Origin of the sequence: Burkholderia sp. SIMBA_051 (assembly GCF_046534915.1) — a bacterium.
In the GTDB taxonomy this organism is placed as follows: Bacteria; Pseudomonadota; Gammaproteobacteria; order Burkholderiales; family Burkholderiaceae; genus Burkholderia; species Burkholderia ambifaria.
Map to the genome: position 1 here is coordinate 569,368 of NZ_JAWRXS010000001.1, position 25,179 is coordinate 594,546.

22 protein-coding genes are annotated in these 25,179 nt (G+C 63.5%); 6 read left to right on the plus strand and 16 right to left on the minus strand.

Annotated features, from left to right (window positions below; genetic code table 11):
- Window positions 1–226 precede the first annotated feature (226 nt).
- Both SB771_RS02475 and SB771_RS02480 read left to right on the plus strand, forming a co-directional pair.
- Window positions 227–544, plus strand: coding sequence for a type II toxin-antitoxin system RelE/ParE family toxin (locus tag SB771_RS02475; RefSeq protein ID WP_175663195.1), 318 nt, complete (start codon window positions 227–229; stop codon window positions 542–544).
- A 3-nt stretch (window positions 545–547) separates the two neighbouring features.
- The gene (locus SB771_RS02480; RefSeq protein ID WP_006750245.1) at window positions 548–847 is read left to right on the plus strand and encodes an addiction module antidote protein; all 300 of its coding nucleotides are present in this window, start codon (window positions 548–550) and stop codon (window positions 845–847) included.
- Between the two features lie 60 nt (window positions 848–907).
- Here the strand turns inward: SB771_RS02480 and SB771_RS02485 are convergent, their stop codons facing one another.
- From SB771_RS02485 to andAc, 5 genes are all read right to left on the minus strand, one after another.
- Window positions 908–2,194, minus strand: a complete 1,287-nt coding sequence (locus SB771_RS02485; RefSeq protein WP_175659633.1) for a DUF445 domain-containing protein — start codon at window positions 2,192–2,194, stop codon at window positions 908–910.
- 181 nt (window positions 2,195–2,375) lie between these two features.
- Complete coding sequence (gene andAa / locus SB771_RS02490; RefSeq protein WP_175659634.1) at window positions 2,376–3,596, minus strand: anthranilate 1,2-dioxygenase system ferredoxin--NAD(+) reductase; 1,221 nt, start codon at window positions 3,594–3,596, stop codon at window positions 2,376–2,378.
- Window positions 3,586–3,912 carry an anthranilate 1,2-dioxygenase ferredoxin subunit AndAb gene (gene andAb / locus SB771_RS02495; protein ID WP_006756593.1) on the minus strand — a complete coding sequence of 109 codons (327 nt, stop codon included), beginning with the start codon at window positions 3,910–3,912 and terminating at the stop codon, window positions 3,586–3,588. The genes andAa and andAb overlap by 11 nt, the downstream gene beginning before the upstream one ends.
- A 16-nt stretch (window positions 3,913–3,928) precedes the next feature.
- Window positions 3,929–4,417 carry an anthranilate 1,2-dioxygenase small subunit AndAd gene (andAd, locus tag SB771_RS02500; protein WP_011660415.1) on the minus strand — a complete coding sequence of 163 codons (489 nt, stop codon included), beginning with the start codon at window positions 4,415–4,417 and terminating at the stop codon, window positions 3,929–3,931.
- On the minus strand, window positions 4,414–5,703 hold the full coding sequence (andAc, locus tag SB771_RS02505) for an anthranilate 1,2-dioxygenase large subunit AndAc (protein WP_175659635.1): 1,290 nt from the start codon (window positions 5,701–5,703) through the stop codon (window positions 4,414–4,416). The genes andAd and andAc overlap by 4 nt, the downstream gene beginning before the upstream one ends.
- A gap of 209 nt (window positions 5,704–5,912) precedes the next feature.
- Between andAc and andR the strand changes: the two genes are divergently transcribed.
- Window positions 5,913–6,872 carry an anthranilate 1,2-dioxygenase regulatory protein AndR gene (andR, locus tag SB771_RS02510; RefSeq protein ID WP_175659636.1) on the plus strand — a complete coding sequence of 320 codons (960 nt, stop codon included), beginning with the start codon at window positions 5,913–5,915 and terminating at the stop codon, window positions 6,870–6,872.
- A 376-nt stretch (window positions 6,873–7,248) separates the two neighbouring features.
- Here the strand turns inward: andR and SB771_RS02515 are convergent, their stop codons facing one another.
- Window positions 7,249–8,139 (minus strand): LysR family transcriptional regulator, encoded by an 891-nt coding sequence (locus tag SB771_RS02515; protein WP_105830061.1) that lies wholly within the window; start codon window positions 8,137–8,139, stop codon window positions 7,249–7,251.
- Between the two features lie 91 nt (window positions 8,140–8,230).
- On the opposite strand from SB771_RS02515, the gene SB771_RS02520 reads away from it, so the two are divergent.
- From SB771_RS02520 to catC, 3 genes are read left to right on the plus strand one after another with little or no spacing between them, the layout of a single operon-like run.
- Window positions 8,231–9,364: a muconate/chloromuconate family cycloisomerase gene (locus SB771_RS02520; protein ID WP_175659637.1), complete on the plus strand. Its 1,134-nt coding sequence runs from the start codon at window positions 8,231–8,233 to the stop codon at window positions 9,362–9,364.
- 36 nt (window positions 9,365–9,400) lie between these two features.
- The gene (gene catA / locus SB771_RS02525) at window positions 9,401–10,303 is read left to right on the plus strand and encodes a catechol 1,2-dioxygenase (RefSeq protein ID WP_175659638.1); all 903 of its coding nucleotides are present in this window, start codon (window positions 9,401–9,403) and stop codon (window positions 10,301–10,303) included.
- A gap of 43 nt (window positions 10,304–10,346) precedes the next feature.
- Window positions 10,347–10,637 carry a muconolactone Delta-isomerase gene (gene catC, locus SB771_RS02530; protein WP_126226705.1) on the plus strand — a complete coding sequence of 97 codons (291 nt, stop codon included), beginning with the start codon at window positions 10,347–10,349 and terminating at the stop codon, window positions 10,635–10,637.
- 64 nt (window positions 10,638–10,701) lie between these two features.
- Here catC and tssJ read toward each other — a convergent pair whose 3' ends face one another.
- The 10 genes from tssJ to SB771_RS02580 all read right to left on the minus strand — a co-directional run bounded on the left by tssJ (window position 10,702) and on the right by SB771_RS02580 (window position 25,076).
- Entirely contained in the window at window positions 10,702–11,220 is a 519-nt protein-coding gene (gene tssJ, locus SB771_RS02535; RefSeq protein ID WP_175659639.1) for a type VI secretion system lipoprotein TssJ, read from the minus strand.
- A 13-nt stretch (window positions 11,221–11,233) separates the two neighbouring features.
- On the minus strand, window positions 11,234–12,358 hold the full coding sequence (gene tssG / locus SB771_RS02540) for a type VI secretion system baseplate subunit TssG (protein WP_175659640.1): 1,125 nt from the start codon (window positions 12,356–12,358) through the stop codon (window positions 11,234–11,236).
- The gene (gene tssF, locus SB771_RS02545; RefSeq protein ID WP_175659641.1) at window positions 12,355–14,169 is read right to left on the minus strand and encodes a type VI secretion system baseplate subunit TssF; all 1,815 of its coding nucleotides are present in this window, start codon (window positions 14,167–14,169) and stop codon (window positions 12,355–12,357) included. The genes tssG and tssF overlap by 4 nt, the downstream gene beginning before the upstream one ends.
- Window positions 14,170–14,178: 9 nt before the next feature.
- Window positions 14,179–15,762, minus strand: a complete 1,584-nt coding sequence (gene tssA, locus SB771_RS02550; protein WP_175659642.1) for a type VI secretion system protein TssA — start codon at window positions 15,760–15,762, stop codon at window positions 14,179–14,181.
- Between the two features lie 8 nt (window positions 15,763–15,770).
- A complete protein-coding gene (locus tag SB771_RS02555) occupies window positions 15,771–19,562 on the minus strand; it encodes an ImcF-related family protein (RefSeq protein ID WP_175659643.1) in 3,792 nt (1,263 codons plus the stop codon).
- Entirely contained in the window at window positions 19,540–20,841 is a 1,302-nt protein-coding gene (locus SB771_RS02560; protein WP_244096733.1) for a hypothetical protein, read from the minus strand. The genes SB771_RS02555 and SB771_RS02560 overlap by 23 nt, the downstream gene beginning before the upstream one ends.
- A gap of 3 nt (window positions 20,842–20,844) precedes the next feature.
- On the minus strand, window positions 20,845–21,102 hold the full coding sequence (locus SB771_RS02565) for a PAAR domain-containing protein (RefSeq protein WP_175659644.1): 258 nt from the start codon (window positions 21,100–21,102) through the stop codon (window positions 20,845–20,847).
- Window positions 21,103–21,164: 62 nt separating this feature from the next.
- Window positions 21,165–23,405, minus strand: a complete 2,241-nt coding sequence (locus SB771_RS02570; protein ID WP_175659645.1) for a DUF2235 domain-containing protein — start codon at window positions 23,403–23,405, stop codon at window positions 21,165–21,167.
- A complete protein-coding gene (locus SB771_RS02575; RefSeq protein ID WP_175659646.1) occupies window positions 23,398–24,189 on the minus strand; it encodes a hypothetical protein in 792 nt (263 codons plus the stop codon). Before SB771_RS02575 ends, SB771_RS02570 begins: the two co-directional genes overlap by 8 nt.
- 122 nt (window positions 24,190–24,311) lie before the next feature.
- Window positions 24,312–25,076 (minus strand): DUF3304 domain-containing protein, encoded by a 765-nt coding sequence (locus SB771_RS02580; RefSeq protein ID WP_175659647.1) that lies wholly within the window; start codon window positions 25,074–25,076, stop codon window positions 24,312–24,314.
- Window positions 25,077–25,179 lie beyond the last annotated feature (103 nt).

Here is a 25,179-nt window from a genome sequence, read left to right on the forward strand (position 1 = left end):
AACCACGACACGGCACGCGCGCGGCAAGCACGCGCGGTCGACAAGGACGTTTTTGATTGTAGACGGATTCGCGCAATCCCGACTTCGACCGAATGGCCGAGGCTGGCCTCGCGGCAGGATCGGCCTAACGGCCAATTCGACGTCAAACGGCGCGCGCGGCCCTACTGTGGAGGCAACCGAATTCCATTCATCGAATCTGTGAACCATGGTTGACATGCTGCCATTCATGCCATACAGTGCACCAACATTCAGTATCCGGACCACCGACGTCTTCGACGCGTGGTTTGCCGGCCTGCAGGATCGCGTCGCGAAGCGGCGCATCCAGGCGCGCATCGACCGTCTGTCGATGGGCAATCCGGGCGACTGGAAATCCGCCGGCTCCCCCGTCGTCGAAATGCGTATCGATCACGGGCCCGGCTATCGCGTCTACTACGTCAGGCGCGAAACGATATGGGTGATCCTGCTCTGCGGCGGCGACAAGTCGACGCAACAGGCGGACATCCGCGCCGCGCACGCGATGCTCGCGCGGCTCGACCTGGAGTGATCGATGGACAAGATCAAGACGCGGCCGTGGGATTCGGCCGAACACCTGAAAACCGACGACGACATGGCCGACTACTTCGAGGCCTGTCTGCAGGAAGCCGGCGACGACCCGGCCTTCATCGCGCATGCGCTCGGCGTGATCGCCCGTGCGCGCGGCATGTCGCAGGTCGCGCGCGACGCGGGCCTGTCGCGCGAAGGGCTGTACAAGGCGCTGTCGCACGACGGCAATCCGAGCTTCGGCACGATCCTGAAAGTGATCAAGGCGCTCGGCCTGCAACTGCACGGCGCGAAGGCGCACGCGTGAGTCGCCGGCGCGCGAAGGCGCGCCATGTGCACGATGGCCGCGATGGCCGCAATGGCCACGTCAATGCAGCCATCTGCCGGCCCAATGCGGCAGCAGCGACACCACGTACAGCCCGAGCCCGATCAGCCCGCCGACCAGCGTGCCGTTGATGCGGATGTACTGCAGGTCCTTGCCGATATTCAGCTCGATCTGCCGCGACATTTCGCGCGCATCCCAGTTGCGAACCGTATCGCGGATGTGACGCATCAGGAAATCCGCGAAATCCGGTGCGATCTCGTGCACGGCCTTCTCGATATGCTCGTTCATCGACGCACGCAACGCCGGGCTTTCAGCGAGCCGCGCGCCGAGCCAGCCGCCCAGCGTCGCGGCCTGCCGATGCAGCGACGAATCCGGGCGCGCGAGATCGGCCTTCAGCCACGCGCGCAACTGATCCCACAGATCGCGCGCATAGTCGTTGAACGCGTCGCCGTCGCGGATGTAGCGCTTGATCTCGTCGCCCTTCGCGATGAACACGGGATCATGCTTCAGCCGCTCGGTCAGCCGCACGACCGTGCGGTCGAAGCGCTGCCGCAGCTCGTGTTCGGGATCGGCCGCCACCCCCTCGAGCACGCGGCTCACCGCGCTCGCCAGCATGCGCGCGCCGTTCTCGCCGAACCACTGCGTCGGCATGATCTTCTCGACCTTCGGATATTGCGTCTTCAGCCATTCGACGATGAAGCCCGCGATCACCTCGCGGTTCTCCTCCTTGTCGAGCACGTCGACCACCTGTTCGATCGCGTCGTCGAGCAGCGCCTGGTGCCGGCCGTCCTTCGTCAGCGTGTCGAGAATCACGCCGGCCGATTGCGACAGGTCGATCCGGTCGATCACCGCGCGGAACGCATCGCGGACGAACGACTGGATCCGCGCATCGTCGGTCATGTCGAGCGCGAAGCTCATCAGCTTCGTCACGTAGCCGCCGAGCGCGTCGGTGTTCGCCGGTTCGCCGAGCCATGCGCCGAGCTTGCTGGCTGGATCGTGCTGGCGAATCTGCGCGGCGAGCGCGTCGGGGCCAAGGAATTTCTCGCGCACGAACACCGCGAGGTTGTCGGCGATCTTGTCCTTGTTCTTCGGAATGATCTCGGTGTGGCGCGACACGAACGGGATCGGCACGCGCCGGAACAGCGCGACGACCGCGAACCAGTCGGCCAGCGCGCCGACCATCGCGGCCTCGGCCACTGCCTTGATACCGTCGACCCACGGGCCGCGCGGCAGCAGGATCGTCGTGACGAACACCGCGACGGCGGCGAGCAGCAGCCATAGCGCGCGGCGCTTGCTGCGCTTCAGTTCGAGGGCTTTGTCTGGCGTCATGGGCGACCGGTGAAACGGCAATGCCGCTAATATGCACCGATCGACGGCCCACGACAAACCCGCGCGCATCGCGCGCGCCGGAAAGGTTGTCCGGAACGGCGTTCCTTCGATCGACTTTCCGACCGCCCGCCGCCGGACACCGACGCGAACCCGGCCACGCGGGCCGAGTTCGCGCGCTGCGTCAGAGGAACGTCTTCAGGTTCACCGCCGGGTCGGCAAGCTTCACCGGGTCGGGCACCGCCCCTGCCGCGATCAGCCGGCGCGACGCGCCGATGTCGCGCCCGAGGTTCGCCGCGGCCACTGCGACGATCCTGCCATCGTCGCCCAGCCCGAACACCGTGAACGGCCCGCTCGCCGGATCACCGCGCACAACCGTCGTGCGTTCGCTGCCGAACAGGCCGAGCATCTGCAGGTTGCAGTCGTACTGATCGGACCACAGCCACGGCAGCTCGGCATAGGTTTCGTCCGCGCCGAGCAGGTTCGCGGCCGCGACGGCCGGCTGGTTTTCCGCGACCTGCCACGACTCGATCCGCACGTGACGCCCGAGCAGCGGATTGAAGTGCATCGTCACCTCGCCCGCCGCGAAGATCGCGTGATCGGCCGTGCGGCAGCCCGCATCGACACGGATCCCGTTGTCGACCTCGAGGCCGGCCGCCTGCGCAAGCTCGACGTTGGGCACGACGCCGATTCCGACCACGACGATATCGGCTGGCACGTCGCCACGATCGGTCTCGACGATCGCACCGCCGCCCGCCGCGCGGCGAATCGCACGGGGCAGCGTCGCCATCTGAAAGTTCACGCCGTGCGCGTCATGCAGTTGCCGCGCATACGCGCCGACGACTTCCGGCAACGCACGCTGCAGCAAGCGCGGCGCCGGGTCGATCACCGTCACGTCGCAGCCGCGCTGGCGCGCCGCAGCCGCCACTTCCAGGCCGATGAAGCCGCCGCCGAGCACCGCCACGCGACGCCCGGGCGCGAGCTGCGCGCGCAACGCACGCGCGTCGGCAACGGTGCGCACGTAATGAGGAACGACGCCGTCGTCGACCGGGCCGCCGAACGCACGCACCCGCGAACCCGTCGCGAGCACGAGCCGTGCGTACGGCAACGTCGCGCCGTCGTCGAGCCGCACACGCCGCGCATCGCGTTCGATCGCCTCGACGCGCGTGCCGAGCCGCAGCTCGACGCGCTGCGCGTCGTACCACGCGGCATCGCGAACGAACGCGCGCTGCTCGCCGCCGTCGCTCAGCAGCGCGTCCTTCGACAGCGCGGGCCGGTCGTACGGCAACTCGCGCTCCGCGCCGATCATCACGATGCGCGCATCGGCATCGCGCGCGCGCAGCGCCTCGGCCGTGCGCCGCGCCGCGTGGCCGGCGCCGACGATCACGAACGGGTCAGTCGACATTGACTTCCACCTGCCCGTCGACGATCCGTATCGGATAGGTCCGCACCGGCTCGGTGATTGGCGCGCATTTCGGCGCACCCGTGCGAATGTCGATCAGCCCCTGGTGCAGCGGGCACTCGACGCAGCCGTCCTCCACATAGCCTTCGGACAGGCGCGCGTGACCATGGGAACAGAGGTCGTGCATCGCGAACAGTTCGTCGCCGATCCGGAACACCGCGATCGGCTTCTGGCCGGCGACGCGCGCCGCCGGTTCGTCTTCGGAGAATTCGTCGAATGCGCCCAGCGGATGCCATTCGGCGAGCGTAGCTTCGGTCATGTCGGTTCCTTGGCTGTCAGATCGGCGTCGCGAGCAGCGTCTGCACGCGCGACGTGTCGTAGATCACGCGCTTGGTCTTGTAGCGCAGCCCGTCGGGCGTGCGCACGACCGTGTCGTAGTACTTGCCGGCCTGGTACACGTTCGATTCGCCGTTGCTGCGCGTCTGCACGACCACGTAGTTGCTCTCGGTGTCGATCTCGCCGTCGCGCTGCGCGACGATCGTGAGACCCGACGTCATGTGCCGGTACGTGTGCTCCTCATAGATGTTCGCGTGCCGCAGCGACACCACGCGATCGCGCAGCATCCGCTGGTTCGTGCAGTGGACGATCCCGACCGGCAGCCCGAGATCCGCGTTCTCCTTCGGCACGATCTCGTACGTGCAATCCTCGGTGAACATTTCCGGCCAGTGTTCGAGCCGGTCGTTGTCGAGGTGGCCGATATAGCGGTTCTGGAGCATGTAAATCTCGAACCACGTCTTCATGTCTTCCGTCAGGTTTTCCATCATTCCGCGCTCCCGCTTCGATAGCCCATCAGCTTCTGGTAGCCGACCCAGAATTTGCGGATCAGGCTTTCGGTGATCACCGTGTCCTGCTGGTCCGGATTGCCGCGCGACATCTCGATCACCGACGTCGCATCGGCGTCGCGCACCGTGCCGCGCTGCACGAGTTCGGTCGCCTCGGTGTCCTCCATCGAGATGTAGCCGGCCGGCCCGACTAGGTTCGCCTGCTTGATGCGCAACGCGCGCAGCTCGGGCGTGTCGTCCGCGTAGCCGAAGAAGTGAAAGATCAGCTCGAAGTTGTCCGGCCCCTTCGGCAGGATCTGGCGCGCGACCAGCGTGTTGTGGATCTGCTGGATCACGAGCTGCGGGAAGATCGGTTGGATATGGTTCGTGCAGTCCTCGTCGTATTCGGACACGAGATCGAGGATCGACTCGTCTTCCAGATGGAAGCCCTCGTCGAACGAGCGGATGTTCTGCTGCTTGTACGCGGCCGACGTGTCGTCGCCCGTCTTCGTCACCGTGATGATGCTGTGCAGCCCGTGATTCGCATCCGGAATCGAGCGCGCCTTCATCCCGACGCGGAAGATGTTGAAGGTCGTATGGAACAGATGCAGCATGCTCGCGTGATACGGGTCCTTCACGTTCTCCATGTACAGCTTCCAGTTCGACTTCGAATACTGTCTCGTGCAGCCGAGATACTCGATCGGCTTGTGGAAGATCCGGTCGATCCACGGGCGCATCTGCTCGCCGAGATAATCCGGCAGCGGCATCACTTCATCGCTGAAGGTGGCGAACACGAGCCCGCGATAGCTGTCGACGCGCAGCTTGCGCAGCCCGTGCTGCTTCGGGTCGAAGTCGGCCGGCATCCCGGTCATCCCCTTCTGGCCGCGCCGGAACGGCACGCCGAGCAGGTTGCCCTCGTTGTCGAAGCTCCACTGGTGGTACACGCACGTGTGCGAGTTCGCGTTGCCGCGTGACTTGCGGCAGACCTGCGCGCCGCGGTGCGCGCAGCGGTTCACCCACGCGGACAGCGAGCCGTCCTCGGTGCGCGTGACGACGACCGGCGTGTCGCCGACGAACGTGCTCTTGAAGTCGCCGGCCTTCGGGATTTCCGCTTCCAGCGCGACGAAGTTCCACGTCGGCCCGCGGAAGATGCGTTCCTGCTCGCGATCGTAGACCGCTCGCGAGCTGAATACCTTGTAGGGCACGCGCGAGCCGTCGTCGTGCGGAAAACGCACATCGGACGCGTCGTCACGCGCGGCGAACACGACGGGCGATTCTGTCTGCTCCATGTCGGACTCCTTGTGGTTCCGGTTCGTTGATTGCATGGCGCCCATTTTTGAAAAGCTAATATTCGCCGTCTATCCGGAAAGTGCGATTGCGGCGGCGCAATATCCACTTTCGGCGGATTTCTGCGCTAGCATGGCGACACACGCGACCCGCGCCCGATCGCGACCCATTCGTCGGATCGAAGCGCGCGTCCACACCAAGGCCGATGCCCATGTCCCCAACGTCGTTCGAGCCGTATGCGCTGCGCGCGCACCGGCTGTTCGAATCCCGCGATCTCGACGAGACGCGCGAGCGGATCTCGCGCGTGATGCAGCCGCACGCACTGCTGCCGAGCGGCCGCGTGCAAGGCGCGTCGCACATGGATTTCGTGCGGCTCGGCGGGCTCGGGATCGGCACCATCGCATTCGGCGACGCGATGCGCGTGCAGGTCGACGCCGTCGACGGCTATTACCTGCTGATGTTCTGCCTGTCCGGGCAGGCGGAAGTCCACGCGATGGGACGCCAGCTCGGCGTCGACGGGCAGACCGGCGTGCTGTGCGCGCCCGGCGAGCGCTTCGACGCGGTGCTGTCCGCCGACTGCGAGCAGTTCGTGCTGCGCATCGACGCGGCGACCGTCGGCTCGCTCACCGGCGACCCGCGCGCGACGCTCGACCCCGTGCTGCACATCAGCGACGCCGCGCTCGCCGCGTGGCGCCAGCAGCTGATGCTCGTCGCCCGCTCGCCCGAACTGCTCGAACGCGCGAACGCCAATCCGCGCGTCGCGTCGCAGCTCGAGCACCTGCTGATCGACCTGTTGATCGAAGGCCACCCGCCGTCCGTGCTGCGCACGTCGCACCGCGACCCGGCGCCGGGCTTCGTGCGGCGCGCGCAGGAGTTCGTGAACGCGCACTATGCGCAGCCGCTGCAGCTCGCGGATATCGTCCAGGCCGCCAACGTGCCGGAACGGACGCTGCGCGACGCCTTCCTGCAGTTCCGCGGGATGAGCCCGATGCAGTACCTGCGCGCGACGCGGCTCGACCATGCGCGGGAGTTGCTGCGCGGGTCGATGTCCGATCGACGGATCGCCGATATCGCGCTCGATTGCGGGTTCACGCACCTCGGGCGGTTCGCGCTCGCGTATCGGGAGAAGTTCGGCGAATCGCCGTCGGAGACGCTCGACGGCAAGCGGTAGGGGGGTGCGGGTGCACCGCTTTGTCGGCTGCCGAGTCGGTCGGGTTGTTGCGGTCAGGTCGTTGGGGTCGGCTTGCTGGCTCGCTTATTGGGCCGGCTGGCCGAGTCGGCTTGGTGGGTCGGCCTGCTGGGTCGGCTTGCTGGGTCGGCTTGCTGGGTCGGCTTGCTGGGTCGGCTTGCTGGGTCCGCTTGCTAGGTCCGCTTGCTGGGTCGGCTGGGCTGGGCTGGGCCTGGGCTTTCGCGCTGGGCCGGCTTGCCGGCGCGCTGCCCGCCTGCGTCACCGGCGAACCACATCGCATCGCGACGCCGTCTCTGCCTTCGACCGGGCGCGCCAAAACCGACCGTTAGTTGCAGTCAACGCACAAACAGCACCGCCCTTACCCCACCGGCACGATCATCTCCCGCGCGATCGCACAGAACGCGGTCGTCGCGGCACTTTCGCCGTGCAGCCGGCGGCTCATGATGATCGGCGATGTCGCCGTGGGTTCCGGCAGCCGCCGGTAGACGACGCCCCTCACGCGCACGCCCTCCACGCTTTCCGGCACCAGCGACACACCCACCTGCGCGGCGACGAGCCCGAGCGCCGTCTGCAGCTCGCGCACCTCGTGAACGGCCGCCGGCACCAGCGCGCCGTCGCGCAGCGCGGAAAGCTGCTGATCCGCGAAACTCGGCCGCGGCGTGCTCGGATAGACGATCAGCGTCTCGTTCGCGATGTCCGCCAGCGTCAGCGGCCGTTCCGGATCCGCGAGCGGATGCCCGACCGGCAGCGCCGCGATCAGCTTTTCCTCGATCAGCGCCTCGCGCACGAGCTGGTCGTCGTCGAAGCGCAGGCGGCCGAACCCGACGTCGATCCGCCCGCCCTTCAGCGCGCCGAGCTGTTCGAGCGTGAACATTTCGATCAGCGACAGCTCGACGTTCGGCTGCGCCTCGCGAAACGCGCGGATCACGTCCGGCAGCGCGCCATAGAGCGTCGATGGCACGAAGCCGATCACGATCCGCTCCGACAACTGCGCGAGCCGCCGCGTCAGCGGGCCGAGCTCGTCGGCCTGCTCGACGACGCGCTTCGCCTGCGCGTAGAACACGCGTCCCGCGTCGGTCAGTTTCAGCGGCCGCGCACCGCGCTCGAACAGCGGCAACCCGAGTTCGTCCTCGACCGCCTGAAGCTGGCGGCTCAGCGGCGGCTGCGTCATGTGCAGCCGCTCCGCCGCCCGCGTGATGTTCATTTCCTCCGCGACGGCGATGAAGTACCGGAGCTGACGCAATTCCATTTCATGCCTCAAAGGTATGGAAGTAGTCGGAAAGAGTGTTGGACGACGCGGGGCGGGAATTCCTACCATGTGCACCAACAGGAGGAATCGCATGATAGCAACTGCCGCCACCATCGAACGCATCGACACGCTGCTCGTCGACGTGCCGACGATCAGGCCCCACAAACTGTCGGTCGCCATGATGAAATGCCAGACCCTCGTGCTGGTCCGCGTTCGATGCACGGACGGTATCGAAGGCGTCGGCGAGGCGACCACGATCGGCGGTCTCGCGTATGGCGAGGAGAGCCCCGAGAGCATCAAGGTCAACATCGACACCTACTTCACGCCGCTGCTGCAAGGCATGGACGCAACGCGCCCCGGCGCCGCGATGGCGCGTGCCCGCAAGCTGTTCCAGGGCAACCGCTTCGCGAAGTGCGCGATCGAAACCGCGCTGTTCGACGCGCAGGCGCGCCGCCTCGGCGTGCCGCTGTCGGAACTGTTCGGCGGCCGCACGACCGACGCGGTCGACGTCGCATGGACGCTCGCCAGCGGCGACACGCAGCGCGACATCGCGGAAGCGGAGGCGATGCTCGACGCGCGCCGCCATCGCGCATTCAAGCTGAAGATCGGGTCGAACGCGGTCGACGACGACGTTGCGCACGTGATCGCGATCAAGCGCGCGCTCGGCGAGCGCGGCGACGTTCGCGTCGACGTGAACCAGGCATGGAGCGAAACCGATGCGATCCGGGCCGGCGCACGCCTCGCGGACGCCGGCGTGAGCCTCGTGGAGCAGCCCATCGCCGCGACCAATCGCGCGGGGCTGAAACGCCTCACGCAGCTCGCGCGGATTCCGATCATGGCCGACGAAGCGCTGCACGGCCCCGTCGATGCGTTCGCGCTCGCGCAGGACCGCGCGGCCGACGTGTTCGCGGTGAAGATCGCGCAATCGGGCGGCCTGCTCGGCGCGGCGAGTGTCGCATCGATCGCGTCGGCGGCCGGCATCGACCTGTACGGCGGCACGATGCTCGAGGGCGCGGCCGGCACGATGGCGTCCGCGCAGCTGTTCAGCACGTTCGGCTCGCTGAAATGGGGCACCGAGCTGTTCGGCCCGCTGCTGCTCACCGAGGAGATTCTCGTCGAGCCGCTGCGTTACCAGGATTTCAAGCTACACCTGCCGGCGACGCCCGGCCTCGGCATCACCTTCGACTGGGCCCGCATCGAACGGATGCGACGCGACGCCCGCTGATCCCACCCCACACGACAACCGAAACCGGAGACACAGATGAACAAGCAAGCCATCGACGCCCTGCTGAAGACCTTCGACGACGCCGCGGAAAAGCCCGGCAACCCGCGCGTGCGCGCGATCGTCAACCGGATCGTGAAGGACATCTGCTACACGATCGAGGACTTCGACGTGCAGCCGAGCGAGTTCTGGACCGCGCTCAACTACCTGAACGAAGCCGGCCGTGAATTCGGGCTGATCGCCGCGGGCCTCGGCCTCGAGCGCTTCCTCGACGTGCGGATGGACGAGGCCGAGGAGAAGGCCGGCTTCCAGGGCGGCACGCCGCGCACGATCGAGGGGCCGCTGTATGTCGCGGGCGCACCGGAGTCGGTCGGCCATGCGCGCCTCGACGACGGCACCGATCCGGGCCAGACGCTGATCATGCGCGGCCAGGTGCTCGGCCAGGACGGCGCGCCGATCGCGAACGCGCTCGTCGAGGTGTGGCACGCGAACCATCTCGGCAACTACTCGTACTTCGATCAATCGCAGCCCGCGTTCAATCTGCGCCGCTCCATCCGCACCGATGCCGATGGTCGCTACAGCTTCCGGAGCGTGCTGCCGGTCGGCTACAGCGTGCCGCCGGGCAGCAAGACCGAGCAGCTGCTCGACCTGCTCGGTCGCCACGGCCATCGTCCGGCGCACATCCACTTCTTCGTTTCCGCGGACGGATATCGTAAGCTGACGACGCAGATCAACATCGAAGGCGATCCGCACATCTGGGACGACTTCGCGTTCGCGACCCGCGAAGGGCTGATCCCGAAGATCAAGCAGGCCGAGGGCGCGGAAGGCAAGCCGTATGGGGTCGACGGGCAGTTCGCGCTGATCGACTTCGATTTTTCGCTGCTCAAGGACAAGCAGGACGTGCCGGCGAGTGAAGTCGAGCGGGCGCGGGCGCAAGCCTGAGCGGCCGTCCGGTTCGACGCATCGATAACGCAAGGAGTACAGAATGCTGTTTCATGTGGAAATGACCGTCCGTCTGCCGGCGGACATGGATCCGGTCAAGGCGGCCACGCTGAAGGCCGAAGAGAAGGCGATGTGCCAGCGGTTGATGAACGAAGGGACCTGGCGGCATCTGTGGCGGATCGCGGGGCAGTATGCGAACGTCAGTATTTTCGATGTCGAGAGCGTGCAGCAACTGCATGATGTGCTGAGTCAGCTGCCGTTGTTTCCGTATATGGAGATGGAAGTGCGGGCGCTGTGCCGGCATCCTTCGTCCATTCGGGACGACGATCGGTGAGTTTTGCGTGACCCATGCCGCCGGGGGGCCGGCGGCATGGGGCGGGAAGCGGAAGTGACCGCGGTTACCTGGGGATGTCGCCTGCCATCTCAAGCCGATTCGACGCCAATCCGATCCGTAGCGGCTTGTCCGGATCGAGTCTCTTTTTCTCGACGACTCTTTTCCAATCTTCGGCGCTTCCCGGAACGCGGTACAACGCAACGATCGCCACATACTTCGTCTCCCGTTGCATCGGTTGCGACAAGCTCGAAGAAGCCCCGGGGCTCACGGTAGCCGACATATCCGCTTGCAGATCCTGGGCAAGCACCGTGCGATCGTTCTTCAACAGGTCGTCATACGACGCCGCATCGAACATCTTGCGATCCTTCAGCTGGTAGACGCGCACGGCAACCGACGTCGGTCGCCCCGCGTCGTCCGGGTTCAGCGCCGCGCGTGCAGTCAGATCGACGTCAAGCACCTTCACCTGCTTGAAAAACACTGCGCGATAGGCATTCGACGACGCGTCCGATACCGACTGCCATGCACCACAGCCCGACAGAAGCAATACGGCGGCAGCCGTAGCCGCACTCATTCGATAGAACATGAAGACTCCGGAATCAGATCGTGCGCGGCACGAGATGCGGGTTGGGTTGCGGCGCGGGCAATGCCTCGTAGGCACCCAGCGCAATATCGATCAGCCGTTCGTCGGCAGACGGCAACACCGTCGTCCAGCCGAGACGCGGCGCTGGGCCGGCACGCTCGATCCCGACGGACGGATGCGGAACGAACCGTGACGACACCTCCATCCGCAAATACACATCGGCCTTGATGCCGACATACAGCTGGATGAATGCCATCACCTCTCGATGGAGCCATGCACCCGGCAGCAGATCCTGAGCCTGCCGCGCATCGGCTGGCCGCAACGTCACGCGCACTGCCCGGCTGCGATACGTGAGACGCCTGCCGAGCACGTAACCGCCACCGAGCCCATTGCGCTTGCCGTCCGGCAGCCCGCCCGCAGCCGGCTTCGTCGACGTCAACGGCTTCGGCCGACCGGTACTCGTCGTCACCGCCCAGAACTCGTCGACGCGAACCTCTGCCCCCGGCGCCGCGAGCGCCACCACGCCGGCCAGCCCTTCGGACGTCCGCGTGCGCTGAATCAGCAGCCCCGACAACGCGAGCATCCGCGAATCCGGCAGACCTGCCCGCAAAGGCTTGTCGCCCCATCCGAACCCCAGCAGACACAACAGGCTCTGCGAATAATCGTCGACACCACCGGCCCGAAAACGCTCGGGATACCGATACTTCTTCCATGCGCGATACAGCAACGTCGCGATGCGGTGATTGAACGGGTCGAGAAAGGCCTCGACAGCCTCATGCCCTTCTTCGCGCAACGCGATCTCGTCGATCGTATGCGACGGCATCGCTGCATCGACGCCGTAAAGCCCCATGAAGGTCGTGCGTACGGTCGGCGGTGCATCGGGATGCTCGTCGTCGAATTCGACAGCGGCCACCTCACCCGCCGGGAACCCCAACCGAGGACGCGGCCGGAATCGCACCGGCTCGTGCTCCGGCGTGTCGCGTGTGCCGAATCCCGGACGTTCGGACGAACATGCCTCCAAAAGACGACAGAACTGCATGAAAGTCATCTTCGGCGCCCGCTCGAACAGCCTCGCAACCACGGCCGACGGGCCCTTCGATTCAGCGGCTTCGGCACTCATCCGGTCGATCGATGCACTCATAGCGGTGCCCGCCCCGCCTTGCTGCGTGGCCACTCCGTCCGCGACCGCGATGGCAGGCTGACGATCGCCAGCTTCGTGAACAGATTGATCTCCGCGTAGGCGCCGAAGAACCGGTGCAGCAACTCGCCGAACAGCATCACGTCGCCTTCGCCCGAGAACGCATGCGCATCGAGCGTGACCTCGATCAGCACGCCGCGCTCGACCGCCCCGCCCGACACCTCCTCGATCATTTCCTGCGAGACATGCAGGATGCCGGCGAGCCGCCGCCGGTTCAGTTCGTCGTTCGTCCAGTCGTACAGCGCCAAAGCGCCACGCAACACCTCCGCGTTCATCATCGACAGGAAGTTGGGGGCGAGATGCGACAGCACACGCCACTGGAAACGATCTTCGGTCGGCGGATGGAGCGGCAACGTCGGCGACACGAGATTGCGCACGCTCGCGACGTTCGGCGTGCTGGCCGCCAGCTCGTCGAGACTCGCCTCGCGCAGCCCCTTGCGCGGCAGTAGCCCGTTCGTGCCCGTCACGCGCAGCGACAGGCTTTCCTCCGGCAGCGTATCCATCGTTTCCCACGCATGACCGCCGAGAATCACCCACATTTCGTGCAGCCCCGACACACCGGAACGCACGCGTGTATGGAAATAGCGCTCCGGCGCCTCATGCCGCAGCATGCCGCCGCGATGCCGAAACGTCGTGAACGGCACGTATTCGTATCGCTCGGCCGTATCGTGATCGAACGTCGCGATCGCATCGACCGAATACGTTTCGACATGCTCGCCCTGATGACCGGCCGGCACGACGCGATACTCGGTTTCGTGATGGTCGATCTCGATCGGCTCGGCATCCAGTTCGAACAGGTTGATCACCGGTGAACAGAACAATCGCACGTTGTCCACGCTGAATCGCTGATCCGACGGATAGGCATCCTTCAGAACGATCTCCAGTTCGAAGCGGGTCGATTTTTCAGGCAGCTTCGTGATGTCGAGTCCGCACAGATCGACGAACAGGAATTTCTCGCGAAACGTGAAGTATTCGAGCAGCAACTGATACCCGGAGAATGCCGCATCGGCTTTGGGCCACAGCCGTTCTTCCGTGGAAAATCCCGCCGGCTCGATCGTGACGCCCGGTAGCGGCACGGATTCGCCATCGCGTATTTCCGGGACGCGCCAGTGAATCGCGTCGACCTGACGCGTCAGCGCAAGATGCATCGCGAATGCAGTCGGCAAATCGGCGTTCAAATGCAGCCGCAGCCGCGACAGATCCGTCTCCTTGCGCAGCGCCGACGCTTGCAATGCGAAGCCGAAGCGGATCACCGATCGCCCGTCGTGTCGCACGGCCGGCCCGGCATGCGTGAGCGAAATCGGCTGCAGCGCAACATCCTGCGTGGTCCGGTACAGACATCGCACGGTCGGCGGTGCCGCGCCCTCCGCGCCGCCCGCCGACGGCACGTTGATCGGCGCGGAGCGCACCGGCACGCCGGCCGGGACCACTATCGTTTTCTGCAGCTTCTCCGCGAATGGCGTCAGTTCGACGATCGACAGCGAAGGAATCATCCGCAGATAGTGCGGCCACAACAAGCTGACGAGCCCTTCGGTCAGTTCGGGCAGTTCGTCGTCGAGTTTTTGCTGGAGCCGGCCCGTCAGAAACGCAAAACCTTCGAACAGGCGCTCGACATACGGATCGCGATCGCCGACGCGGTCGAGATTGAGCAGGCGCGCGCGATCGGGATGCGCCTTTGCAAATTCCTTGCCGGATTCGCGCAAATAGCGCATTTCCGCTTCGTAGTAGCGCAGGATGGGATCGTTGTTGTCCATGGGAATCCGTTACGAAAGGGTCAACGCGCGGGCGGGATCGAGTACCGTGAGTTCCGCGTGCAGCTCGCCGATGCGGCGTGCGAACGCCGGCTTGTCGGCGTCCTTACGGCTGCTCATCGCTTTCAGTGCTTTGATCAGTTGCTGCTTGACCTCGAACGTCAGCGCCGGCTCCCAGCGCATCAACGGCAGCGAACGGGACGTTCCGTCGAGTTCTGCGAGGAGTGCGAGCGCCGCATCGTGACGGCCGGCATGGTCGGCCAGGCGGGCCATCACGAGCCGCTGCAAATAGCGATGTCGATCGGTTTTCATGCCGGGCAGCGCTTCGAGCCACGCAAAGGCCGTTTCGATGCCGTCACGGGCAGCGAGTTCGCGCGCCTGGGTTTCGATCTCCGGCCAGTCGCCCGCTGCATCGCCCGCGCTATCCGCGGAAACGGGCAGCGGCGCAACCGTCTCGCCCGCTTCCAGATCGCGCACGACCGCATGCCGGGCGATCCATTCGAGCGTCGTGTCGTCGGCGAACGGTGTGCCGTCGCTGAATGCCAGGCGTTCGATGCCCGGCAGTCGCTCGAGAAACAGCGCAAAGTCGGTGCGCAACAATTCACGCCATGCGCTGTACGGGGTGCCGACGTGGTCGAGCCCAACGTGCTGGAAATACTGCAGGTCGAACCACAGGTGATTCACGCCTTCCATGAACGCACCCTCGACACGCTCCAGCAACTCGTGCCAATGCTTCTGCAGCACGAGGCGTTTCATCTGCTGGCGCAACTCGGCGCGTGGCGGCGCCAGACGCGTATGCGACGCGGCATCCGACGGCGGCACGTCGTGCAGCGTGTCCCAACGAATGCTTCGCACGAGCCGCACCGACGGCAAATAGCCGTTTTCCTGATCCCTGAGCCACGCCGACATCGCCCGCGCCTGATCGAGCAGATCGCGCGTTGACGCGATCGATCCGGCTGAAGTCTTTCCCGCGGCCGTCACGGGCGGCATCGCGACACCGGCATCGACACCGCGTGCCGGCCCTTCCTTTTTCTCGAAGCGGGAAACGAGTGACTGCAGGTTCGGGCGAGCCGCATCGGGCAACGCCGCCGTATGCGTGACGAGCACATCGAGCGCGGCCAACGCGCGTTCGAGATCGACCGGCGCAAAGTCACCCCGACTATCCAGCGTCTCGATCACGCGCGCAGTCGCGAGCATTTCGAGCGCTGCCTTCTTCGCTTCGTGACGGGCAGGCAAAAGAGCTTCGCTAAACCGGTCGACGAGCGCGGCAGCCAGTTCGAGCCCGTCGGCGAACCCGGCCGGGCCGTCCTGCCGCAGGCGCGCGAACGCGTAGTAGCCGGCGACGCGCAAATCCTTGCCGGTCTCCTTGAGCAGGTGTTCGCACACGCGGACGATCAGGCCGTCATCGATTCCCGACAGCTTGCCGGCTTCATCCTTCAGTTCGAAGAACGCGTCTTCGTAGCCGGGGTCGCGCCCGCATGCGGAATCGCCCGGTATCGGCGCGACCCATGCGGCCCAGGTATCCGTCCGTGCCTTCCGGAGTGAATCGATGCGGGGACCACCGACGAGTGTCTTCACAAAATTGGCAAGCGTCATGGCAGGTGTCAAAAAACGAATACGTCAGCCGGCAGCCCGAGGGCGTGCCCAAACGGACGGGGGAAGGAATCGGAGCGCCCCGACGTGGTCGCCAATGGCGAAATCGCGGCCTTGGGCGTGTTCGTCTGTTTCGCCGGGCCAGGCTCGGCGGTTCGCGCTTTCGCCCGAGCAAGGCCGAGCGCAGTGCGTTGACCGGAGGCCTGCTCCGCCGACGCCCGCATGGTTTCGTCCGGCAAGGGACTCCCGCCGGGAAACCCCGGCGGCAACGGCACAGCCGCATGCTTCGCGGCCGCGATCGCCGACGCCGGCAATGGCGGCGGCCCGATCGTCGACACCCGAGGCTCTGCGCTCCGAGATCCCGTCACGAAAACACGGATCGGCAACGTGAAATTGCGCAACTGAAGAACGTCGAGGGGACCGCCGCCGGCTTCGCTGCGCAATTGCACCTTGAGCGGAATGCCCTGGCTCGTGTCGGGCGTCCAGGTCAGCAGATAGCGGGCGTTGTCCTGCTGCGTGATCTTCGCACGCTCCAGCAATCGAACGAGGCCGAAACGCCCCTGCGAATCGAGCGCGGTACGCAAGCCGCCCTGTTCCGTTTGCCATTCGATATGCGACAAGTTCTCGAGCGACTGTCCCGGCCATTCGAACGGTGTCCATTCCTGCGTCTGGTTGAAGTAATGCAGTTCGCGCCCGGACAGCACGAATCTCATGTCGGTGACGCCCGGCGTCGGCTCGGCCCGCAGTTCATAGCGCACGCGCGCGTCACCCGACGGAAACAGGACTGTCGATGTGCGCGTAAGCTTGTTCAGACCGTTCAGGAAAGCCGGATCGATCGTCAATGCGCCGGAATCGGCTCCCTGTGCGGCGACCCACCGGTCCCCCTGCCTTTCGACGACACCGGCCAGTTGCGACGTCACGAACTGCGCGATCACGCCGCTGTCCGGGCGCATGAAGCGCGCCATCTCGGGCAGCGATGCGTCGTTGTCGGAATCCGCGAACGGATAGCGGCCGCCGAAGGTCTTGTTCCAGTCGGCGAGGATCGCGGTGCGCCACATCTCGTTCAGGCTCGATGCGGCCGGCTGCACGATGACCTGCCACGACTGATCGAACGGCGCGCGGAACAATGCGCCAAACCCGGACCACTGTTCACCGAGGCTCGCGGCGACACGACTCGCGTAATCGCGGCTGTCGGCGATATCGGACGTCTTGCCTTGCAGCACGGCTTGCGCGGCCAGACGTGCGATCGCGTCCGGATCCGGGCTGGAGACGATCTGCGATGTCTTCAGGCGCATCGCCGTGATCCGCTCCAGATAGCGGGCCAGGCTCAGGTCGCCGGTCGCTGCCATTTGCGTGGTGGCCGCGTTGCCGTTCGTCGGTATTCCCGACGCGAGGTCGCTGCCGGTCAGGCGCAGGATTGGGGCGAATGCGGCGGCAAGCGGCGCCAGTTGAGGCTTGGCCTGCTTGGACGGATCCTTCTCGTCCGCGCCGACCAGTTGCTGTGCCTTGCTGATCAGCGTGTCGGACAACGATTGGGCATTGGCTCCCGTTCCCGCCTGATACACGATCGCATTCATCAACGCGACGAGCGGCGAGCGTTGCGGGTCGCCCAGTAGCGTGAGTTGGTCGGCCGTGGCTGATAGCGTCGGTGCAGGTTGCCAACGCAGACTGTTGAGGAATAACGCCCATGCCCGCGCGTAATCGTCGAAATAGCGCTGACGCAGTTCGGTCTTCAATGTCGACGGAGATGAATGGGCAACCTTGGTGTCGGAGAGTACCCAGTCGCTCGCCACATCGCGTTGCTCGCCGGCTTCGTCGATTGCCTTCGAGATGCGCTCTTCCCACGCCGCACGCGTGAATACGCCCGGTACCGTGGCGGTCGTGCCGAACAGGCCCCGGCTCGTCGCACCGCCGGAAGAGGATTGCGACGCTGTGTCACCGAGCAACGTCGCGAGTGACAGCGGCGGATATTTCGGCGTCGCTTCGTCGATGATCTGCTGGTAGATCGCGTCGCCGGAGTTCTGGATGCCGCGCACGCCGATGATCGTCTGACGGGTAGATGCGATCAGGCTTCCGTCGGGGACAATCGCCAATGCGGTGTGACTGGACGCGGCACCCCGCCCAACGTGTTTCGCGAAGAATGCGATCGCTTGCTGACGCAGGTCTTCCCATGTGCCCTTCGACAGCGGCGAATCGGCCGGGCGTTCAGGTGCGGAAGCCGCGACGAGCTGCGGTATCAGGAATGTGGCTGCCGCCCGCTCGGGTTTGGCGAGCATCATGTAGGTCTTGAGCGTATCGTAAGCGGCCTGGACCTCGGCGCCGCCACCGCTGGCGATTTCGGCGTCGGACAGGGACGCGAGCTGATGCAGCCTCGCTTCGAGCTTCTGGCGGATCGGGCCGACGAGAATCCGGTTCGCGGCATCGGCGTAGTAAGGCCAAAGGGCGTCGAGCAGTGCGTGGTCGCGGTTCAACGCGAAACGAGCGGTCAAAGGCGCACCGGCACGCTGATGGATTTCGAGCGTGTCGATTTGACGGTCGAGGTCGGTCAACGTTTGCAGCGATTGCGTCGGGTTCAGGGCTCCCGCGAGCTTCGCAACCGTATTCGCGGCCGTCCCGATCGTTGCGCGGTTCGCGAAGCCGGACAGCAGCGTGCCAACCAACCAGCAGCTGATCAGGGCCGTCATCATCCACGCCGCCGTGGTCGACAGCGAAAAGCCAATGCGGCGACCTTGAACCTTGCGACTGTGATCGGCGATGGTTTGCCAGACGGTTCGGGGTTGAGGATTGAGCGGCGCAGCAAGATCATTCGAATCGTCGGCTGGCGAATCGAAATCCTGAGACAGGGGCGCCCTCTCCTTGAAGAGAGGCGCAAACAATAGCCCGTGAATCGGGTGCCGCGAAACGGCGGATTCAGCGCTCCGACGCAGCAGGTCGGATAACCCTGCGCGCAGCCTCGAAACGTGCTGCGCCAGTTCGGCCGGGTAGCGATCATCGGTATTCACGGCAAGGCGCATGACACCGGCGTCCGACAGGTTGTCTATGAGATTTCCCAGCGATTCGTCGATCACCGCCGCACTCAAGCGCGCGTTGGCCCATGTGAAGCCCATCGCTTCGTCCGAAGTGACGTCTGCGCTGCCGAAATCCGTCACGTCGAGGAGATAGGCGGGAGCAGCCCAGCGCAACGCGCGTGCGTGGCGAGCAAGCCGCGCAGCGAGCGCATCCACGTCAAACGATGCATCGCTGGAACTTCGGTGACGGGTAATGGCCACGATCGCGTCGACTGGACGGCGACGGCGCAGGTGACGAATCCGATCGAGCCATTCCGTGTCGAGTTTGTCGTCAATTTGCCGCGCATAGAGCACGACCGTATTGCCGAGAATCGCGTAGCCGGTATCCGCCAATCCAGGCGCGAGACGCCGCACAAGCGGATAGTCACCGGCAACAAGAACCCAACGATCGCGATAGCGCCATCGCCAGCCGTGCCTCTCCTTCTGGGCCTGCATAAGCTCTGCGGCGAGAGTCGCGGCATCGGCCGTTGGGCCACTTCCCGACGATGCGGGCGTGCGACGAGTGCGATCATTGACCCATTTCTTCACGGCACGCCAGGCGTTGGCCGGTCGCGAAGAATCACTGAAACTGAAGATCAACAGGAGTGCGATAAATATGGCGCAGAAAATGACGACCGCCAATCCTCGATCCGTATCGGATATTCCGATCCAGTGCGGTCGCTTCCAGGCGATCAGCCCAGGAATGACGACAAGAACAAGGGACCCGAACAGGTCAAGTTTGAATATCCGGTTCATGCGGAAGTGCGTGTGTTGTTGATGCGTTATCCATGTTCGTCACAACAGCAATGAACATGTGGTCTTCGTCGCGGTGTGCGACCAGTTGCGGTTTCGTCGATTGACCGGCCATGTACGTCGCGCATGCCGCGGCAAGCCATGCTGCCGAGGCGCCCGTCTTGCCGACGATTCGATCGAGTTCAAACTCCGGTACCGCTTCGTCGCTCTTGCCTTCCGGTCGACCCGCGCTTAACGCCATGCGTAGCGAAGCGGCCGCCCGGCTGTCGAATCCGCTCATCCACACCGTCCCGACTTCGTCCGGCGAGGTGTCGCCCCAACGGAGTCCGTAGGTCAATGCATGGCCGGGGTCGTCATTGCCTGCTCGCCGGGGACGATGGAACACAGCGAGCGGCTGCAATTCGAAGCGCGCCGCAAGCGCCTTCGAAACCAGCAACAAGCCGACCGCGGCCTCGGCTGAATCGGATGGCGGCGGCTCGGCAATGACTTTGCTGAGCGCAACGGATACGAGTAACACCGCATGCTGATGCAACGGCCCGTTCCGACCGTCGAGCCAGGAATCGATCGTCATCAAATCAAGCGATTCGGGCGCACGCTCCATCTTCGCGAAGCGCAACTTGTGACGTCTCCATTCCTTCCGCCATGGTTCGATCACGTCGGACGCGCCGACATAGCCGGAAATATCGAGCAACACGCGCAACGGCAGATCCGCAGGAAGCGCGTTCAAGGGTTCCTTCAGGTCGTTCAGCAGCCGCTCGTACAGCCATTCGAGAACCTCATCGTGACGTTGTGCATCGTCTGCAGCGAGGCGCGCTTCGATCGGATCGAACCATCTCGCCGAAACCGATTCGTTTGCTTCCTGATCGGAAGCTTTGGCATGCAACGTCATCGTTCCATCGGCGATTGGGTCGATACCGTTTTCCGTATCGTCGGCAGTGACGCGTGCAGCCACTGCCAGGACAATCATCGGCACGCTTTCTCGCGCAAAGGCCTGCGCGTTGTACTTCCTGCTTGCATCGTTCCAGGCCTGGACTTTCGCGCGTTCGAGTTCGTATGCCCGATAGCGCCGGGACACGACGAAGGCGGCAAAACCCGTCGGGTATACGGACATGCAGATCCAGAACCACGGCGTGTGAGTCGGCTCATCCGCCGGCCAGAGCATCAGCACGGCTACTACGCCTGCCGCCGTCAGCGCGATGAACACCGCAGCCCAGAGAATCCGCGACGGCGATTTATCGGGAACCGGCTTCTCCGGCGGAAGGGACGAGAAATCCAGCGCCATTACCTAGCGGCGCCCGCTGTTCGCAAGAGAAGAAATCAAACGGCAACCGCACCCGCACAAGTCATCGTGCTGGGCGACCTCGCGACCATTATCGAATGCACCCGAAGTAGCCATCGCGATGCGGTTGTCGCCGTGCCGCGGGCAGGTCACGGGATCGTGGAGCCGCGCAAGCGCACGCCCCATGAAAAAGCGCGTATCCGAACCGGACGTTACGTAGCCGCCGCCGGTGTGGCGGTCTCCGACGCGAATGATGCCCGTCATAGGTATCTCCGAAATGAATCGACATTGCCACTGCGGTTCGACAGTGAGCGGTCGATATCGAGTTATAAGCGCCCCGGCAGCCGCGCTGCGGGCTTCATCGCTTCGCTGGCCTGCCTGACGCGCTCACCATGTTTTTCGTCGCGCTTGCGCTTCTTGTCTTCGCTGACGTAGTTGCTGGTTCCGAACGTGTCGATCGCACGTGTCTGGAAGTACAGATTCGACGACAGCACGTGGTCGTGCCAGCTCGTCAGCATCGTGTCGTGAACCAGCAGGTCGAAGAGCGCCATGACCTTGGGCGGCAGCGGGTTCTTGCCGCTCAGGCCCATCTTCCATGCCTGGATCAGCGTCTCCTCTTCGGGCGTCATCTTCCAGGCCTCGATCATCGATGCGCTGAACTCCGGGTTTGCGTCCCACGGCAACGACCCCTCTTGAGCCATTTCACGTATGCGATTCGCTGACTTCTGCAACCCGGCCTGTAGCGATTCGCGCCGCATCAGCGCTTCGGATTCGCTTTGAATGCGGTCCCAGACGCCCACGGGGGGACGCTTTTGCTCGATACCCGCATCGCGACCGGAAAGCATTTCCGGCAAAACCGCGTTCTGCCAGCGTGCGTAGGCCCTGCCAAGCGTCTCTCGATCCGCAGGCGGCCGTTGATTGCGCAGCGCGAGATACGCGGCCTCGGCATCGTTGCGCTCCTTCAGAAGCTCCCGGTGCTGGGCGGCGAGGTCATCGAAGTGACTCGTCACGGTCGCGCGAAATGCCGGGGATTGGTAGCGAACCGCCATCCAGCGCAGGAATACCTGCATGTGTTCGACAAAATTCAGACGCGCGACGTAGGGAACTATCTGACGGTAGGCGTCAATCAGTTCTCCGATTTTGTAGGAGGCTTTGCCGTCGGAGATGGGGTTGGCGAGTGTGAACTTGGCGAACGTATCACCCTTGAACTTGAACAGATCCTCCATCGAATCCAGCACGACACCATGTGAAATCGCTTCATTGAGCATGTCGCGCAACACGACGCGTTGCAATTCAGCGCGTGCTCCGAGCGTTCCTGGTGGCGCCCCGCCGGTGATGTCTTCGCTGGTTCCCGGATAGAGGTACTGGAGTCCACGCGTTTTCTCGAGGCTATCGAGCCGTTGATAGAATCGCAGTTCGTGAGCCGCGGCGAAATGCACACATCGCTGCACCGAAGCCGGTATCGATAGCTCGCGGTCCCCGTAGTTTTGCTTGAGCAGGCCTAGCACCGGCACGATTCCCAGTAACTTGTTTTCTTCCATCACCGAAGACACGGCATCCAGTAGCCCGAGAAACTTGATCTCGACCGGAATAGCCGTTTGGTTGGGATCTTTCGGGTCGGTAAAAGCCAGCTTCGTATCGCTCGGATGCTTGTACCGTCGCGTCAGCTCATTCGCCAGCGCCCGGGCGAGAACACAGCCGCGATCGGCGCCGAAGATGGATACCTGGATCCGCTGGATCTTCGGCATTCTCTGCTTGGTATCGTCAATCGATTTTTCGAACTGCTTGATCGCGGCCATCAGCCGGTCCTCGACGCCTGTTCCAAATACACGGGCGATGGCGCGGTTGTCACGAAACCACGGAATCGAATCGATCACCACGCCGAAGAACACCGACTTGGCGGCATTCCATCCAATAGACAGAAAGTTCTTCTTCGTATCGTAAAGAAACAAGCGCGTAGCCGCCCGACCACGTTGAACCCAGCGGTTGTCGCGCTGCAGTTGCAACACTCGGCCGATATTGCGCGGCGCGGATTCGACCGAGTCGACCAAATCTTTGAATGACTTCACGATCGGCCGGTACGAAAATTCCTCGAGCCCTTTCTTGAGCCCCTCGGTGATAGTGCCTTTCGGATCGATGGGAAGCCGTTTCACGCCGGTTACTTTCTTGCCGGTGCTAACTGCGATTGAACCTGCCGCCTTGGCGCCCTGCTTTCCAAGCTTAAATGCGGCGGAGACGATTTGACCGTTTCTCGCGTCCTCATTCAATTCGGTTCCGAGCCCAGAATAGTAGAATCGATACCAGAATTGATTAGGTTCCTGCCTCCGGCGCCGGTCCTTGTTTTCACGATGAGCTTCCCAAAGTCGACAGATGTTTGAGTATCGAGAAGTATTCTTATCATCGTAGTCTCGATGACGACCAAATCCGTCGAAAAAGAAACCGACGTGTATAACGGAACCACAAGGAATGCATTCATCATGCGGATATGCCTTCTGATTCTCTCCGATAGCTGCACGCACTTCGGGAGGCGTTCGATCCTCGGGATCGAGGGTAGTTTTATCAACCACGTTGCCCTCTCAACGTATCTCGTTCAAAGCGATTGCTCTTGATTTCTCGAATGACGGCCTCTGGAAGGCTCTGCATCGCTGTGCCGAAGGCTCCGGGCTTGCCATTGGCGTCCTTCAAGATCCGCTTCACGACAGGATGCTCATCGAACTTCGGGTTGATAAGTTGCGTGTAGTACACGTACTGCTCAAGGTCTTTCGTGTCAGTCAGGCGATACTTCAACCACCCTTGCGATGCGATACGTGCTGTGCGCCTATAGGCGACGCCCATGTCAGCGTCGTCTGGGTTGGCTGCCTTCCCGTATTTGGTTTGGAACCAATGATCCACTTCCGTGTAATCAATCCTCGTCCCGCTCATGTCGTTACGAATCTCAAACTCGATGTGGTCGTCCGGATAAAAATGCACGGCAAGCACGTCCTCCCCCGCTCCGCCCTTGACCTTTGTCGGAGGAAATTTAACCGCTGTCGTCTTGTGGATCTTCTTGATGGGAGCATACGGATCTTTCATGAACTCGTCCTGGTCATATATCTCCCAGTCGACAGTGAATTCCGTTCCCTTCAGCTTATAGCAACACGTTAGGCTGCCGGCTCCCGCACTCGGCGGCAAATCACCCCCTCCGCTCGCTCTGTTGCCGTATTTGTCACGAATCGTGAAATCGCTCAGATTGAACGGCGTGTAGTTGAGCCCCATGATGCTGATGCCACGGTAGGTCGGCTCGGATGAAAATGCGTCACATCCAGCCAACGTCAGCACTACAGCAAACAAAATGACAAACCGCTTGATCATTGCTGAAATACCTCAAATTCAAAGAAACAGGATTCGATACGCACGCCCCGTCTCGCAAACGAACCTCGTCTCGGTCCGAATAGAGCCAACTCGGATAACCCATACCCGCCACGAAACAATGCCTAATCGAAGCGCCCTTGCTTGATCTCCTGTACAACAGCATCTGGCAAGCTCCGCATCGCCGTGCCGAAGGCTCCAGGTTTTCCTTTGGTATCCTTCAAGATCCGCTGCACGACAGGATGCTCATCGAACTTCGGGTTGACGAGTTGCTTGTAGTACACGTACTGCTCAAGATCCTTCGTGTCGGTCAAGCGATACTTGAGCCAACCCTGCGACGCAATCCGGGCTGTACGCCTAAACGCGATGGACATATCCGCGTCGTCTGGGTTGGCCGCCTTTCCGTACTTGGTTTGCAACCAATGATCCACCTTGGCATAGGAGATTCTCGATCCGCTCATGTCGTTACGAATCTCAAACTCGATGTGATCGTCTGGATAGAAGTGCACGGCAAGCACGTCCTCCCCTGCGCCGCCCTTGACCTTTGCCGGTGGAAATTTGACCTCGGTCGTCTTGTGGATCTTCTTGATGGGCGCGTATAGATCCTTGATGGCTTCATCCGCGTCATAGACCTCCCACTCAACCGTGAAATCCGTTCCCTTCAGCTTGTAGCAACACGTTAGGCTGCCGGCTCCCGCACTCGGCGGCAAATCACCCCCTCCGCTCGCTCTGTTGCCGTATTTGTCACGAATCGTGAAATCGCTCAGATTGAACGGCGTGTAGTTGAGCCCCATGATGCTGATGCCACGGTAGGTCGGCTCGGATGAAAACGCATCGCAACCGGCTAACGTCAGTACGACAACGAGCAAGATGACAACCCGTTTAATCATTGCTTGAATACCTCGAAATCAAGAACACAATCCGCCACATAAACGGCCTCTCGCAAACACGTTCGTCCTATCAGAGCCGCCTCTGATGATCGATACCCAACAC